The 16046-nt window shown below is 37.4% G+C and carries 13 protein-coding genes; 1 reads left to right on the forward strand and 12 read right to left on the reverse strand.

Features of this window, described 5'->3' with window-relative positions; genetic code table 11:
- Window positions 1-66: 66 nt before the first annotated feature.
- From HALSA_RS07340 to tyrS, 10 genes are all read right to left on the reverse strand, one after another.
- The gene (locus HALSA_RS07340; RefSeq protein ID WP_013405960.1) at window positions 67-756 is read right to left on the reverse strand and encodes a cell wall hydrolase; all 690 of its coding nucleotides are present in this window, start codon (window positions 754-756) and stop codon (window positions 67-69) included.
- A 187-nt stretch (window positions 757-943) separates the two neighbouring features.
- On the reverse strand, window positions 944-1162 hold the full coding sequence (locus HALSA_RS07345) for a DUF4911 domain-containing protein (RefSeq protein ID WP_013405961.1): 219 nt from the start codon (window positions 1160-1162) through the stop codon (window positions 944-946).
- A gap of 6 nt (window positions 1163-1168) precedes the next feature.
- Window positions 1169-2413: a peptidase U32 family protein gene (locus tag HALSA_RS07350; RefSeq protein WP_013405962.1), complete on the reverse strand. Its 1245-nt coding sequence runs from the start codon at window positions 2411-2413 to the stop codon at window positions 1169-1171.
- A complete protein-coding gene (locus tag HALSA_RS07355) occupies window positions 2379-3050 on the reverse strand; it encodes an O-methyltransferase (protein WP_013405963.1) in 672 nt (223 codons plus the stop codon). Before HALSA_RS07355 ends, HALSA_RS07350 begins: the two co-directional genes overlap by 35 nt.
- Before the next feature lie 12 nt (window positions 3051-3062).
- Window positions 3063-4070 (reverse strand): endolytic transglycosylase MltG, encoded by a 1008-nt coding sequence (gene mltG, locus HALSA_RS07360; protein ID WP_013405964.1) that lies wholly within the window; start codon window positions 4068-4070, stop codon window positions 3063-3065.
- A 29-nt stretch (window positions 4071-4099) separates the two neighbouring features.
- On the reverse strand, window positions 4100-4363 hold the full coding sequence (locus HALSA_RS07365) for a DUF1292 domain-containing protein (RefSeq protein ID WP_013405965.1): 264 nt from the start codon (window positions 4361-4363) through the stop codon (window positions 4100-4102).
- A 22-nt stretch (window positions 4364-4385) separates the two neighbouring features.
- The gene (gene ruvX, locus HALSA_RS07370; protein WP_013405966.1) at window positions 4386-4796 is read right to left on the reverse strand and encodes a Holliday junction resolvase RuvX; all 411 of its coding nucleotides are present in this window, start codon (window positions 4794-4796) and stop codon (window positions 4386-4388) included.
- Window positions 4797-4935: 139 nt separating this feature from the next.
- Complete coding sequence (locus tag HALSA_RS07375) at window positions 4936-5196, reverse strand: IreB family regulatory phosphoprotein (protein WP_013405967.1); 261 nt, start codon at window positions 5194-5196, stop codon at window positions 4936-4938.
- A gap of 68 nt (window positions 5197-5264) precedes the next feature.
- Window positions 5265-7898, reverse strand: a complete 2634-nt coding sequence (gene alaS, locus HALSA_RS07380; RefSeq protein WP_013405968.1) for an alanine--tRNA ligase — start codon at window positions 7896-7898, stop codon at window positions 5265-5267.
- 274 nt (window positions 7899-8172) lie between these two features.
- Entirely contained in the window at window positions 8173-9393 is a 1221-nt protein-coding gene (gene tyrS, locus HALSA_RS07385; RefSeq protein WP_041596010.1) for a tyrosine--tRNA ligase, read from the reverse strand.
- Between the two features lie 148 nt (window positions 9394-9541).
- Between tyrS and HALSA_RS07390 the strand changes: the two genes are divergently transcribed.
- A complete protein-coding gene (locus HALSA_RS07390; protein WP_013405970.1) occupies window positions 9542-11905 on the forward strand; it encodes a penicillin-binding protein 1A in 2364 nt (787 codons plus the stop codon).
- A gap of 3 nt (window positions 11906-11908) precedes the next feature.
- Here the strand turns inward: HALSA_RS07390 and HALSA_RS07395 are convergent, their stop codons facing one another.
- Window positions 11909-14281, reverse strand: a complete 2373-nt coding sequence (locus HALSA_RS07395; protein ID WP_013405971.1) for an endonuclease MutS2 — start codon at window positions 14279-14281, stop codon at window positions 11909-11911.
- A gap of 21 nt (window positions 14282-14302) precedes the next feature.
- A complete protein-coding gene (gene polX / locus HALSA_RS07400) occupies window positions 14303-16030 on the reverse strand; it encodes a DNA polymerase/3'-5' exonuclease PolX (protein WP_013405972.1) in 1728 nt (575 codons plus the stop codon).
- Between the last annotated feature and the right edge of the window lie 16 nt (window positions 16031-16046).

Below are 16046 nucleotides of genomic sequence, written 5' to 3' on the forward strand. Positions count from 1 at the left end.
AAATCTTTTGTTAAAAAAAATAGCACCATATGGTGCTATTTTTTTGCTTTTAAACTTTAAAAATTATTAACGAAGAAAAACATGTTCTCCGATTCTGGTTACAAAATCTCTTCTGGAAATCCAGGCTGTATTTGTTGCTACATCCGGATTATAGAAAAAGATAGAACCTCTGGTCGGATCATAACCTAAAAGTGCAGCTCTTGCAGCGGCAATTTCGCTTTCTGTTGGATGATAATTTGCCTGTCCATCCATCAGACTGCTGAACTGACCTCTCTGAGTAACAACCCCTCTGATAGTATCGGGGAATTGATTACTCTCAACCCTATTGATTATAACTGAGCCTACCGCAATCTTACCTTTAAAGCTTTCACCTCTAGCTTCTCCATATATAACTCTCGCAAGTAATATTATCTCATCTCTTGATATATTGTAATCATCATATATATCAAATTCTGGTATTATTTCGAATTCAGCTTCAGCAAAAACACCATCAGCCTTTAAATCATTATCACGCTGAAAGCCTTTTACTGCCTCAACTGTTGCATCTCCATATAATCCATCTAAACTGCTATTATAATAATTTAATTGTTTTAATTTCTGTTGTAATACTGCTACATCTAAACCTTCGTTTCCTCTACTCAGAGCTCTGCTGCCAAATTCATTTAAGTAATCAGCTTCTGCCTGATCTACATTTACGAAAGTAACCATTATGAGGAGAATTAGAAGTGAGAATAAAATAGTTCTTTTTCTCAACATCAGCATATCCCTCCCTGTTGTTTCCTTATAATTATTTCTAAAATATATTTCCTCCTTAAATTTCTATGTGTTCACTTATTTCCTTATCAATAGTTATAATCAAATCTCACCCTTATAATAAACAATAAATGAACTAAAGTCAAATGTTCTTTTTCAACAATTTAACTGATTGTAATTAATTTAACAATCATTCTTCTATTAATTCTACATAAAACTGATCTCCTAAATCTGCCATTACTTCTTTTACTTCTGCTTCGGTTCCTTCTGTAACATCTATCCAGATCTGACCTGGATTATCATGGTCAACATTGACGGTTCCTATACCTTCATAAGCCTTAATTATCATATCGATAAAGTTTATTTCTTTAGGATCAACCTTATACCTGATTTTTTTTGTATCTTTCATTATATTTTAGCTCCCATTATCTGCTTTGTTTTTTTCTCTTCTCAATAAAGAACCTGTTTTAACCGCTTTTTCTGTGCCGATAATTATCAATTCTTTGGGATGAGGAGCAGCCTCAACCTGATTGCCATCGGAATCAATAATATAATCTACCTCAATTGTATAAGATTTTTCTCCGGGAGAGAGAACTTCTAAACTATTACCTTTAAATATCTTATTTCTAACTTCAACAAGGATTTCATTTTTATCTTTTAAGTTCTTTTTTACCACTCCCATAAAATCATAGCTTCTTAAATAAGAAGAACTCTGATAGCGCTGTCCTTCAGCACCAGGTTTGCCGTAATAAAAGCCCTTAGTATAATCCCGGTGGCTGATCTTTCTCAATTCTGCCAAAAGATCCTGATCAGGCTGGTAGTTTTCCGGGTCCTGATAATAATTGTCTATTATCTGGCGGTAGGTATTAACGACTGTTGCAGCATAATGAACACTTTTCATCCTGCCTTCAATTTTTAAACTGCTTAAGCCAAGCTCTATTAATTCTGGGATCTCTTCTGCCAGATTTAAATCCCTGGAGTTAAAGATAAAAGTTCCCTGTTCATTTTCCTCGATCGGGTAGTATTCACCGGGTCTCTGCTCTTCGACCAGATGATACTGCCAGCGGCATGATTGAGCACAGTCTCCCCGGTTGGCATCTCGATCAACTAAATAATTGCTCAAAAGACAGCGACCAGAATAGGAAATACACATTGCACCATGGATAAATACTTCCAGCTCTATTTTATCCCGGCATTTTGCTGCCATTTCCTTGATCTCCTCAAAGCTAAGCTCCCTGGCCAGTATAACCCGCTCTGCTCCCTGTTCAGCCCAGAAAAGAGCTGAAGCCCAGTTAACATTATTGGCCTGGGTACTGATATGGATATCAATATCCGGCATTTTTTCTCTGACCAGGGCAAAAACACCCGGATCAGAGATGATAAGTCCATCTAGAGCAAGCTCTTTAAGTTTATCTATATATTCTGGAAGTTCGGCAAGTTCCTGATTATGGGGAATCATATTTAAGGTCAAATAAACCTTTTTATCCCGCTGATGGGCATAATCTAAACCCTCTTTTAGCTCTTCTAAACTGAAGTTGGCAGCTCCAGCTCTGAGTCCAAAGTCCAAACCACCACAATATACAGCATCAGCTCCAAAAACAAAGGCTGTTTTTAATTTTTCTAAATTACCGGCCGGGGCCAGCAGTTCTACTTTTTCCATTATTATCTTTCCTCCTGCTTATTGCAATCCCATCTCCGGCCGTAATTATGGTCGAATCAAGCTCAGGATGGTTCATTACAATAGTTAAATACTTTTTTAAATTATTTACTATGGTTCTGATTTTTGCTCTTGCTTTTTTGTCTTTTAAAACCTTTCCTTTGTAGAGAACATTATCTGCCAGCAAAATTCCTGCTGGAGCAAGTATTTCCATGATGTACTCAAAAAGATAAAGATACTGCCCTTTAGCAGCATCTAAAAATATAAAATCAAAATTTTGCTTTAAATACATTAAAATATCAAGTGCATCACCCGTTTTGATATTTATCTTGGCAGCATAAGCTGTCTTTTCAATTTCTTTTTTTGCACATTCTGCCCGAAAAGTATCGATCTCCAGACTGGTAATCCTACAGTTTTGAGGGGTATTTTTAGCTATCAAAAGGGTAGAGAAACCATAGGCTGTACCTATTTCTAAAACCCTTTTGGGTTGTTTTATCTTTAACTGCAGCTTTAAAAAGTCGGCTGCATCCCGATCTATAATCGGGATCTGATCTTTTAAGCATAGTTCTTCTAAAGCTTTAAATTCCGGATCAATATATTTTTGCTGAGAAAATTTTTGGTTAATTTCTGTTTTCTGCATTTTAAGCTCCCACTAATCTAACTGCCTCTGTTTTTCTAGATGTTGTTGATAACTTTCTGTAAAAACATGACTGCCATCATCTCTGGCAAAATAAAATAGATAATCACTTTCAGCCGGTTCTATTGCAGCTAAAAGTGCTCTTGTTCCTGGATTTGCGATCGGTGCAGGAGGTAATTGGTCGATTTGATAGGTATTATAGGGAGACTCTACCTCCAGGTCAACATAAAAGAGCCTTGATTTGCGTTCGGGTAATACATACTGTACTGTTGCATCAAGTTGAAGGGGCATTCCCCTATCTAAACGATTATAGATTACAGAAGCGATGATTTCATTTTCTGAATCTAATTTACCCTCTGTTTCGATTAAAGAGGCTATAATAAGCAGTTGATAGGCATCATATTCACTTTCTGCTGCCGCTTCTCTCAATTGAGGTAATCTCTGTCTATTAAAATTATTGATTAAATCCCTGACCAGCTGTTCTTCACTGTAACTTAAAGGAAATCTATAAGTATCTGGGATCACAAGTCCTTCAGCAGCTTCTATAATTTCTTCCCTCTGCAGTTGGGCTTCCTCAAAATTTAATAGCTGGGCCTGATCGTTAAAAGCTTCAGCCAGTTTATGTCTTTGATAATCAGGTCTTTCTAACCCGGCCAGCCGCTCGATAATCTCCCTGATCGTAAAGCCCTCGGGAACTGTAAGCTGAAACTGCAGCTCATCTCCTTTTTCCAGGCTTTCTAAAATACTAAAAGCATCATCAGCCGGAGAAAAGCCATAATGACCTGAGCGTAAATTACTATTTTTTACCCTTATTAAAAGATAAAAAACATCTGCGGATTTAATTAGACCTTCTTCTGCCAGGAGATTGGAAATATCCCGGCCTGACATTCCAGATCTTATCTCCACAATCTGTTGACTTTGATCTTTTTCATTAACTGCTTCTAAAAGAGAGTATGTCCTGATAAAAACAGCAAGCACTAAAATAGCTAATAAAAATATTAAAGCTCTTTTTTTCAAGTTCATACCCTCCCTCTTTAAAATCATTTTAAAGCTTAACCTTTAGTTGTATATTCATGTTTTACCTTTTTAAATTCTTCTTCATCTTCAACCGGAGCTATTAACTCTTCTCCACCTTCATTAATTATTTTTATAACGGTGGCTGCAGTGTCTTCATCTCCTTCAGAATCAACGATGATCAGATATTTAGTTCCTTCGATAATAAGATCATCTTCTATATAAAATCTACTTTCACTTTCCCCATCAGATAAAACTAGCTGTTTTTTTTCTTCATCGATCCAAAATTGTCCATCACTCATTATTATTACCCCTTTCTAGTGATTAATTGTTCAAATCAAGATAAGATTGTAATATCAAAGCTGCTGCTAATTTATCGATAACATCTTTACGCCTGCTTCTGCTGAGATCTGCTTCCAGGAGAATGTTTTCTGCCTGAGAAGTTGTTAACCTCTCATCCTGAATTTCAACGGGAATTTCTAAATTGTTTTTTAAAAAATTAATAAAAGCCTGGGTAATTTCTGCCCTTTTTCCTCTACTGCCATCCATATTATAGGGCATCCCAACAATAATTTTTTCCACATCATATTTTTCTATATATTGTCTTAGTTCTACTAAAAGTTCCTGATGTCCGTGCTGTTTAAGTGTTGTCAGGGGTTGAGCCGTCCAACCCAGGGCATCACTAACAGCGATCCCAACTCTTTTGTTTCCATAATCTATTCCCAGAATTCGCAATCTCTCAGCCTCCAATTATATTTCTTTCAATAAATTATTATATAATTATTCTCTTAAATAAGCAAATTAATGCAGAAAAAAATCGCCTCCAGCTCAACTTAGAGCAAGAAGCGATTTAGAATGCCAGTATCTGCTGAGATTAATCTTCCAGATAACTGCTGAGCAGCTCTTCAATAATCTCATCTCTATCAATAGTTCTGATCATTGTTCTAGCATCTTTATAACTTGTTATATAGGCAGGATCACCAGAAAGTAAATATCCGACAATTTGACTGATTGGATTATAACCCTTCTCTTCTAAGGCTTTAGATACTTTTTTAAGTACAAATCCAGCCTCACTAATATCTTCTTTTTGGATTTTAAATCGCATCGTTTTGTCATTAATGTCATCAGCGGCCATGTTATCACATCCTGTCTTTTTATTTTCCTTATTTATTAATTTCTTCAGTCAGCAGTTAATTCCTTTTTTTAAGCCTGCTTTTTTATAATTTCTTCTACTTTAGCCAGTGCGGCAGCGGTTTTATCTACTTTACTTCCACCTGCCTGGGCCATATCAGGTCTGCCACCTCCACCACCACCGGCAACTTGAGCGACCTCTGAAATTATCTTGCCAGCATGAAAACCCTGCTCTATTAAATCTGCAGTAACTGAGGCAACAAAAACAACCTTGTTCTGCCCCTTACTTGCCAGCACTATTACAGCAGAATCAAGTTTATCTTTGAGTTGATCGATTAAATTCCGCAGACCCTGATTATCAAGTTCAGATAGCTCTGCTGTAAGAACATTAATTCCCGCCACATTTTTAAGCTTATCTAAAAGTTCATCCTTTTTAGAACCGGCCAGCTTCTGTTTAAGTGACTGAAGTTCTTTCTGCAGTTCTTTTTTCTCTTTCTGCAGGTCTTTAATTCTATCTGCAACCTGATCAGGCTCGGTTTTTAATTCTGCAGCAGCCTGATTTAAAATATCAACTTTTTCGTTAAAATAATCAAGGGCAAACTCTCCTACAACTGCTTCGATCCTTCTGACCCCGGCTGCTATACCACTTTCTGAGATTATCTTAAAAGGTCCGATATCACCGGTTGCATCTACATGGGTACCTCCACAGAGTTCTAAACTGTAATCTCCCATCTTTACAACTCTAACCTCTTCATCATATTTTTCACCAAAAAGGGCTTCTGCTCCCATAGCTTTTGCCTCTTCTAAGGCTTTTTCTTCTGTTTCGACCGGATAGTTTTCCATTACCGCTTTATTAATCCGCTTTTCGATTTCATTTAATTCCTGATCACTTAAGGCGGAAAAATGGGTAAAATCAAAACGAAGTTTTTCTGGGGCAACTAATGAACCTGACTGGTTGACATGTTCTCCCAGAACTTCTTTTAAGGTTTTATGAAGCAGATGGGTTGCAGAATGATGACGGGCAGTTGCTTTTCTGCGGTCATCATAAACAACAGCCTTAACACTGTCTCCTCTTTTAAGTTCACCTTTTTCTACCTTAACCTTATGCACGGGTAATTTAGCTCTGGCAAAGGTATTTAAAACTTTGGCTTCAAAATTTTCATTTTTAATAATACCTTTATCACCAAGCTGACCTCCACTTTCAGCATAAAAAGGTGTTTTATGGAGGACAAGGTTGGCTTCTTCTCCTTTTTTGATCGATTGAAGCTTTTGATTTTCTCTAACTATTCCAACCACTTCGCTTTCTTCGGTTAGAGAATGGTAACCGGTAAACTCTACTGCCTCAACTTCTGCTTTAAAAGAGGCATAAAGTTTATCAATTTCGCCACTGCTAAAAGAAGTTTCCTCTCTTGCTTCTCTAGCTCTTTTTCGCTGGGCTGCCATTTCTGCTTCAAAACCCTCTTCATCAACCATGATTCCCGCTTCAGAAGCAATATCTTTGGTTAAATCAAGGGGAAAACCATAGGTATCATATAATATGAAAGCATTTTTACCACTTAAAACTTCTTTGTTTTCAGCTTTGAGATCAACTAAAAAATCTTCTAAGATATTTAAACCCTGTTCTAAGGTCTTTAAAAAACTTTCTTCTTCAGATTTGATCACATTTTCTACATGGGCCAGCTGCTGCTTTAAATCAGGTGCTACACCCTTTACAACTTCAGCAGTGGTTTTTACCAGCTCATACAAAAATGGCTCTGTAAAGCCAATTTTACGGCCATAACGAGCAGCACGGCGGATTAAACGCCTGATTACATAACCCCTACCCTCATTTGAAGGTAAAGCTCCATCAGAAATTGCAACAGCAACTGAGCGGATATGGTCAGCGATCACCCTGTAGGCAGTCTGACTTTCATCATCTTTTTGATAAGCGATCCCAGTTTTTGCTACAACTTCATCTATAATAGGCTTGATCAAATCAGTTTCAAAATTTGTTTTGGTATTCTGTAATATAGAGGCTACCCTTTCTAAACCCATTCCGGTATCAATATTTTTATTTGGCAGCTCTTTATATTCTCCAGCTTCAGTATAATTATACTGGGTAAATACGAGGTTCCAGATTTCTAAAAATCTATCTCCTTCTCCACCCAGAACATCTTCACTGCTGTCCCCGAATTCTATCCCCCGATCATAGTGGATTTCAGAACAGGGACCACAGGGTCCGGTACCTATCTGCCAGAAATTTTCTTTTTTACCCATTCTGACGATTCTCTCTTCGGGTAGGCCAACCTTTTTTTGCCAGATATCATGGGCTTCATCATCATCTTTATAGATTGTAATCCAGAGTCTATCTTCTTCAAACTCTAAAACCTCTGTCACAAATTCCCAGGCCCAGATTATGGCTTTTTCTTTAAAATAATCACCAAAAGAAAAATTACCCAGCATCTCAAAATAGGTGTGATGACGGGCTGTTTTCCCGACATTCTCTATATCATTGGTTCTAATACATTTTTGACTGGTAGCTATTCTGGGGTGAGGTGGTTCTAAGCTGCCGTCAAAATAGGCTTTAAAGGGAGCCATCCCTGCATTTATCCAGAGCAGGCTTGGATCATTTTTCGGTACCAAAGGAGCACTATCAAGTACCAGGTGATCTTTTGACTCAAAAAAATCTAAATAAGCCTGCCGTATTTCATCTCCAGTTTTTATCATTAATCAGACCTTCCTTTCTACTCATAGTTATTCAATAAAGTAAGTTTGGTTTTTAGTAAGTATATTATGTTGATTTTGAATTACTTTCAGATAATTTGATCGAAACAGCTTTGAATAAAATTAATTGTGATTAAGATTGTTCCCTGTCTGACCGAAGGGAGTTAGAACAATCCATAATTAATTTTAAATGAAAAGCGTTGTGAAGATCATGTCTGAAAGTAATTTAAAACAATTTTAATTATTAAATCAACAAAAAGTATGATAGCAAATCAAACTAGCTCAGTTTAATTTGAGCAAAGCGCCTTTTCCCGATCTGAACTATCATCCCATCTTTTACTTCAAGATCTAAATTTATTTTATCATATTTTTCACCATCAATAGTTACTGCACCCTGTTTGATCATCCTTCTGGCTTCACTGTTAGAATCAACCAGACCTGTAGCAGCAACAATTTTAACTATCCAGAGTTCTCCCTCATCAAGCTCGGATTTCTCTATTTTTACCTCTGGTATATCATCAGGTAAATTACCCTGTGAAAATACATTTTCAAATTCCTGAGCTGCATATTGAGCAGCTTCTTCATCATGATATTCTCTAACCAGTTCTGCAGCCAGTTCTTTTTTAAGCTGCATTGGATTAAAATCATCCCGATTAAGTTTAGCTTTAATCTCATTTAATTGTTCAATTGAAATATCTGTTAAAAGCTCATAATAGCGGGCAATTAGTTCATCAGGCATCGACATTACCTTACCATACATATCTGCCGGTTTATCATAAACTCCTATATAATTATCAAGACTTTTACTCATCTTGTTAACTCCATCTAAACCTTCTAATAAAGGCATGGTTATTATTACCTGAGAATCCTGACCATATTCTTTCTGCAGGTTTCTACCAACCAGAAGGTTAAAACGCTGATCAGTACCACCAAGTTCTACATCTGCTTCGATCGCAACCGAATCATAACCCTGCATTAAAGGATAGAAAAATTCGTGGATCCCGATCGGTTTTCCAGCTTTATAACGTTTGGAAAAATCATCTCTTTCCAGCATCCTGGCCACAGTATACTGGGCAGAAAGTTCTAAAACATCGCTAAATTTCATTTCACTCAACCAGTCACTATTATAGACAAGTTTTGTTTTATCTCTATCTAAAACCTTCGAAAATTGTTCCTGATATGTAAGTGCATTTTCTCTGACCTCTTCTTTTGTCAGCTGTTTTCTCGTTTCAGATTTTCCGGTTGGATCTCCTATCATACCTGTAAAATCACCGATTATTAAATAAACCTGATGACCTAAATCCTGAAACTGCTTTAATTTACGCAGAACTACAGTATGACCCAGATGGATGTCAGGTGCAGTTGGATCAAGTCCCAGTTTAACTTTTAGAGGACGTCCCTCTTTTTCGGCTTCAATCAATTTTTCTTTTAACTCTTCTTCTGAGATCAGGTCACTGACCCCTCTTTTCAATATTTTTAACTGTTCATTAATTTCCATAAAAAACGCCTGTCTTATATTCAATTCAACAGGCTGTTCACCTCCTGTATCCTTTGTCATTTTATTATAACAGATAGATTAATTACTAACAAGGGGTACCATAAACAGCTGTTTTATGTTATAATATTTTCTGACAGGAGGTAAGTTAATGAAGAAGAAATACAAAAAAATAATATTAGTCACTATTATAGTAATATTTGCCCTTGGCACAGGTGCTATCTTAGGTGCTGTAACCTGGATAATCCGGGACACTCCTGATATTTCTGAGTATAAAGGTTCAAGTGAAGCTACGATGATCTATGACTCAGATGGTGAGTTATTATCCAAACTTTTTAAAGAAAACCGGGTCTATGTACCCCTGGAAAGAATTCCTGATGATTTAAAAAATGCAATTATAGCAATAGAAGATACTAATTTTTATGTTCACCATGGAATAGATTACTGGGGTATTGTTAGGGCTATGGTCGCCAATATTCAGCAGAGAAGACTTGCTCAGGGTGCGAGCACCATCACCCAGCAGCTGGCCAGAAATTCTTTTTTAACCTTAGAAAAATCTTTTTATAGGAAGTTACAGGAAGCTTATCTGGCTATTCAATTTGAAAGAATGTATACCAAATCCGAAATTTTAGAGATGTATTTAAATGAGATCTTTTTAGGCCACAGTGCTTATGGAGTAGAAACTGCTTCTATTCAGTACTTCGGCAAAAGTGTTGATGAACTAGACCTGGCAGAAGCAGCTTTGATCGCCGGTTTACCTCAATCACCAAATAATTATTCTCCTTTAAACAATCCGGAACGGGCTATCTCAAGAAGAAATGTTGTTTTAGATAGAATGGCTGATCTAGATTATATATCTGAAGCAGAAGCAGAGGCAGCTAAGAATGAAGAACTCGAACTGGATATAAGTGGTGATGAAAGTCCAACTCAGAGTGCTTATTACTTTTTACTCTATATTAGAGATCAGCTGATCAATCAATTTGGAGCTTCTATGGTTTACAGTGGTGGTTTAAAAGTACATACCACTATCGATACTGATATGCAGAAAGTTGCTGAAGAAAGAATTCAGGCAAAAATTGATAATAATTATATACCTTCTTTTTCCAGCGGCCAGAGTGAACACCTCCAGCCTCAGATGGCTTTAGTTAGTTTAGATGTTAACTCAGGTGCTATTAGAGCGATGGTAGGTGGAAGAGGAACCGATCAATTTAATAGAGCTCATCAGGCGGTAAGACAGCCCGGCTCTGCCTTTAAACCATTTGTTTATGCAGCCGCTCTGGCAGAAGATGATTATACAACAGGCAGTGTAGTTAATGATTTACCGATGCTGGCATCTGAAACCGGTAGAGATCACTTAAGTATCTGGCCTCGCAATTATGGAGATCAATACAGAGGTTTGATCAACCTTAATACTGCCTTAACCCATTCTGTAAATGTTGCAGCAGTTAAACTAATCCAGGATATTGGAGTTCAAAACACCATAGATTTAACAGAAAATCTTGGGGTAACTACCTTTACCAATAGTGATGGCCTTGATGACCATTATTCACTTGCTTTAGGTGGTTTAAATAGAGGTGTTTCTCCTCTAGAAATGACAGCAGCTTACAGTGTTTTTGCCAACCAGGGAGTTTATAATAGGCCTTATTCTATAGAAAAGGTTTATGACCGTCATGATAATTTAATTTATGAAGCTCAACCTCATAAAAGACTTGTTATGTCTGAAGCTGACAGCTATTTGATGACTTCGATGTTAGAGAGTGTTATCAAAGATGGTACAGGTCGGAGAGCCCAGATGGATAGAGATGTAGCAGGTAAAACAGGAACCACTAACGAATATACTGATGCCTGGTTTGTAGGTTATACTCCTCAAATAGCAACAGCTGTCTGGATAGGAGAAGATACAAGGCGCTCGATGGAATATGATACCAAAACTGTTTCCAGTGGAGAGGCCGCTCAAATCTGGGGAGAATATATGCGTGAAATTTCTGAAGATATGCCTGTAATTGACTTCCAGGTTCCAGAAAATATCGTGGAAGTTGCGGTTGACCCTTATACCGGTTTAAAAGCAAATGAATATGCACCAAGAATAGATGTTTTACCATATAAAAAAGGAACTGAACCAGAAGAAACTTCTGATTTACATGGTCCTGTAGAAACTCTGAAAATAGATACTGAAAGTGGTTTGATTGCCACCAGTAATTGTCCTGAAGATCAGGTTGAGGAAAGACATTATATAGAAGGTTCTGGGATTAGAATAGGGCCCACCCAGAAAACATTTGTTGAGGTTAATCCCAACAAAGACTATGAAGATCTAGTAAGAGGTACTTATAGGATTGAAACCGGAGAGCCTATACAGCAGATAGATGAAGAATATGGCATTCCAAAATTAAACAGGAACGGAACTCCTCGTTTTGAAACAAGGCCTTCCCGCTCCTGTGATATCCATGAAGATGATTCTAGATCAGGGACTTTAAGAAGAATATTCGATATTTTCAGAGGTGATGATGAAGAATAAAGATTAATTTAGTTTAGCAATAGTAACCCCTGTGCCTCCCTCTCTCTGCCTTCCCAGGCGGAAATCGGAGACATGGGGGTTTTTTTCTAGGATTTCTTCTACTGCTTCTCTTAGAGCACCGGTTCCTTTACCGTGGACTATTTCTACCTCATTAAGCCCTGCTAAAAAAGCATCATCAAGATATTTATCAAGCTGACTCTGGGCTGCACCATATCTTTCTCCCCTTAAATCGATCTTAGGAGAAACATGTTGTGATTTTTGAACCCGGTATTTTTTAAGCAGCTCTTCTTCTTCGCTTTCCGGGATATCTACCTTAACTAAATCGCTTAAAGAAGCGGTCACTTTCATAATCCCAGCCTGAATTTTAGCCTCAGCTTTTTCTTCATCAATAGAGATTATCTCTCCTTTTCTACCGATACTGTTAACCCTGACCTGATCACCAACAACAAGGTCTTTCTCGGTTCCGTCATCAATTGCTTTGTTTTTCTTTTCTAAGATATTTTCCAAATCTTTTAAGTCTTTATTGGCTTCAGTTTGAGCTCTATCTACCTCTGAACGTTTGCTATAATCTTTCTCTTTTAAAGAACTTATGATCCGCCTGGTTTCTTTTTTTGTTTTAACAACCAGTTCTTCTGCTTTTTGCCGGGCTTTTTCCATTTCTTCCTCATGTTTTTGCTGCTGTTCTGCGATCATTTTTTCGTATTTTTCTTTTAGTTCTTTTTCCCGTCTTCTGTATTCTTCCATCTCTTCTCTTAACCTTTTATAGCGTTTTCTTTCCTGATTTAATTCATTGATTATATCTTCTACCTTGATTTCTTCCTCTGTTAAAAGACTTCTAGCCCGTTTAATAATCCCTTCCGGAATACCAAGCCTTAAGGCTATTTCAAAGGCATTAGAACCACCTGGAACTCCCATAATCAAATTATAGGTTGGTCTAAGTGATTCGATATCAAATTCAACCGAGGCATTTTCTACATTGTCTGCCCCATAAGCATAACTTTTAAGCTGACTGTAATGGGTAGTAGCAATTGTTACAGCTCCTTTTTGCTGCAGCTCTTCTAAAATTGAAATACCTAAGGCTGCCCCTTCTTCTGGATCAGTACCTACTCCAAGTTCATCCATTAAAACGAGGGTATTAGAGTCTGACTCAGCCAGAAATTCTTTGATCTTTGTCATGTGGGAAGAAAAAGTACTTAAGCTTTGCTCAATACTCTGTTCATCACCTATGTCAGCAAAGACCTTTTTAAATACCGCGATGGTTGAATTGGCTTTAGCCGGAATATGCATTCCCGTCTGGGCCATTAAGGTTAAAAGACCAACCGTTTTTAAAGAAACGGTTTTACCACCGGTGTTTGGACCCGTAATAACCAGGGTGGAAATCTGATCTCCAAGCTGGACATCAATTGGAACCGGCTCTTCTTTTAAAAGGGGATGTCTGGCCTCTTTTAAGTCGATTAAACCTTCCTGATTAATATCAGGAGCATTACAGTCATGATCAAGACTAAAACGAGCTGAAGCAGATATTACATCAAGGTGAGATATAATCTTTAAATCTTTTTTTATTATTTCTGCCTGCTCAGCTATTTTTGAACTTAAAACCTGGAGTATCCGCTGGATTTCTGCACTTTCCTGGGCCCTAACTTCCCTCAGCTGATTATTTAAGCGAACAACGGCCATCGGTTCCATAAAGAGGGTTAAACCACTAGCAGATTGGCCATGGATAATTCCATCAAATTTATTACGGTGCTCCTGTTTAACCGGAACTACATAGCGATTTTCTCTTTTGGTAACGATACTTTCCTGCAGCATATCCTGATATTTGCTGCTTTTAATAATCGAGTCAAGTTTGTCCCTGATCCCGTTTTCTATAGAATCGATCTTAGCCCGCAGTGATTTTAGTTTTGAACTTGCATCATCTGCTATTTCTCCATAATCATTAATACAGCGGTCTATCTCCCGGGCCAGCTTTTCTCTCGGCAGCAGCTCTGCTGTTATCTCATAAAGAAGCTGATATTCTCTTTCTATAATTCTGGGATCAAGCTCATCTTTGATCTTCACAAAATATTTATCTATCTCTTTGATTCCCCGCAGTGTATTGCGGATATCATTGATTTTATCAGTAGAAAGCACCGAGCCTTTTTCTGCTTTTTTTAAGGATTCTCTAATATCTCTTATTCCACCAAAGGGGAGTTTCCCAAACTCAGTAATCATCGTTTTTAAAGCAGTTACTTCAGCCAACTTTTCTTTAATATAGGCTTCATTATTAACCGGTTTTAAATTCTCCACAATTTCTTTACCAACTCTGGTAGCTGCCCGTTCGGCAGTCATATTTATTATTTTATAGTATTCTAAAACTTCCAGACTATGTTCTTTCAAAATTTATTACCTCCGGAGTTTTTATTTTAAAAATTCCATTAACCTCTGATAGGAAAAACAGTTTATAACATCATCTTTTTCTAACCAGCCTCTTCTGGCAGTTTTCACACCGAGCTCAATATCAGCATATTGATTATAGTGGTGGGCATCAGTATTGATAGAAATTAAAGCACCTGCTTTTTTGGCTTTTCTGGCCCATTCCGCATTTAAATCGAGCCTCTGTGGGGAAGCATTGATCTCTAAAGCTGTCTTAGCCTCAACAGCTGCAGCAATTACTTTTTCTAAATCAAAATCATAGGGAGCTCTACCACCCAGCATTCTGCCCCGCGGATGGCCTAAGACATTTACCTGAGGGTTTTTTACAGCTTTAACTATCCGCTCAGTCATCTCCTGATAGGGTAGATTAAAATTACTGTGCACAGAAGCGATTACAAAGTCAAGTTCTGCCAGTAATTCTTCATCATAATCAAGGCTGCCATCTTTTAATATATCTACTTCAACTCCCTTTAATATATTAAAGTCGCTAAAATCCTGATTAAGTTCTTCTATTTCTTTGATCTGTTTTCTTAAATCCTGAGGTGATAAACCTCCGGCAATATTTAATGATTGCGAATGATCTGTAACTGCAATATATTCATAACCTCTTTCGGCAGCTTTTTGAGCCATTTTTTTAATTGTAAAGGCTCCATCACTGTAGCGAGAGTGAAGGTGTAAATCACCTTTAATATCCTCCAGTCTGATACTCTGAGGTAAACTACCATTTTGAGCAGCCTCGATTTCTCCCTGGTCTTCCCGTAGTTCAGGGATAATATAATCTAGACCTAAGATATTAAAGATATCAGATTCAGAATTAAGCTCTTCTTTACTACCATCTTCTCTGATTAAGCCATATTCATTTAATTTAAGATTTTTATCTTTTGCCAGCTGTCTCATCCTTACATTGTGGGCCTGAGAACCGGTAAAATAATGGAGGGCAGAAGGAAATTCATCTTCTGCAACAAGCCTAAAGTCGGTCTGTATGCCTTTCCGGGTACGAATACTGACTTTGGTATCACCAGCCCCGATAATTTCTGCTGCAAAGTCGAGCTGGGTTAAAAGAGGACTCAGTTCTTCTGGCTTTTCGGTAGCGATCAAAATATCGAGATCACCTGTCATTTCTTTACCCCTTCTGGAACTTCCACAGACTTCTATTTGAGAAAAATATTCTGATTCAACTTTTTCTTTGATTTCTGCAATTATGATTCCTGCTGTTTTAAGGGCCTCACTTAAGATTATTTTATCAACATATTTTTCATAATTTTTGAGTCCGTGTAATAGCTTTTCTTCTGATTTTTTACCAAAGCCTTTCAGCTCTCTAACCTTAGCCTCTTTGAGAGCATTTTCTAAGCTAATTAAATCTTCTATGCCCAGCTCATAATAAAAGCGGTGGGCAGTCTTAGGTCCCAGACCAGGTATATTTGTCATTTCTACCACCCCGTGGGGCAGCTCAGCTTTGATGGTCTCCATTTCTTCTATTATTCCGTTTTCAAGTATTTCCATAAGAGTTTCAGCTATCCCACTGCCGATACCCTTTATTTCTTTAAGTTTATCTTCAGCTGCCAGAGAGCTGATATCATCACTTAAAGATTCAATTTTACGGGCAGCATTAGAATAGGCTCTAATTTTAAAATCGTTTTCTCCTTTAATGGCAAGGAGATCGGCAAACTCGTTAAGAATTTTTGCGATTTCTTTATTTGTTAACTCCAGCAATGTTTTCGCCCCTTTA

The organism is Halanaerobium hydrogeniformans (genome assembly GCF_000166415.1).
In the GTDB taxonomy this organism is placed as follows: domain Bacteria; phylum Bacillota; class Halanaerobiia; order Halanaerobiales; family Halanaerobiaceae; genus Halanaerobium; species Halanaerobium hydrogeniformans.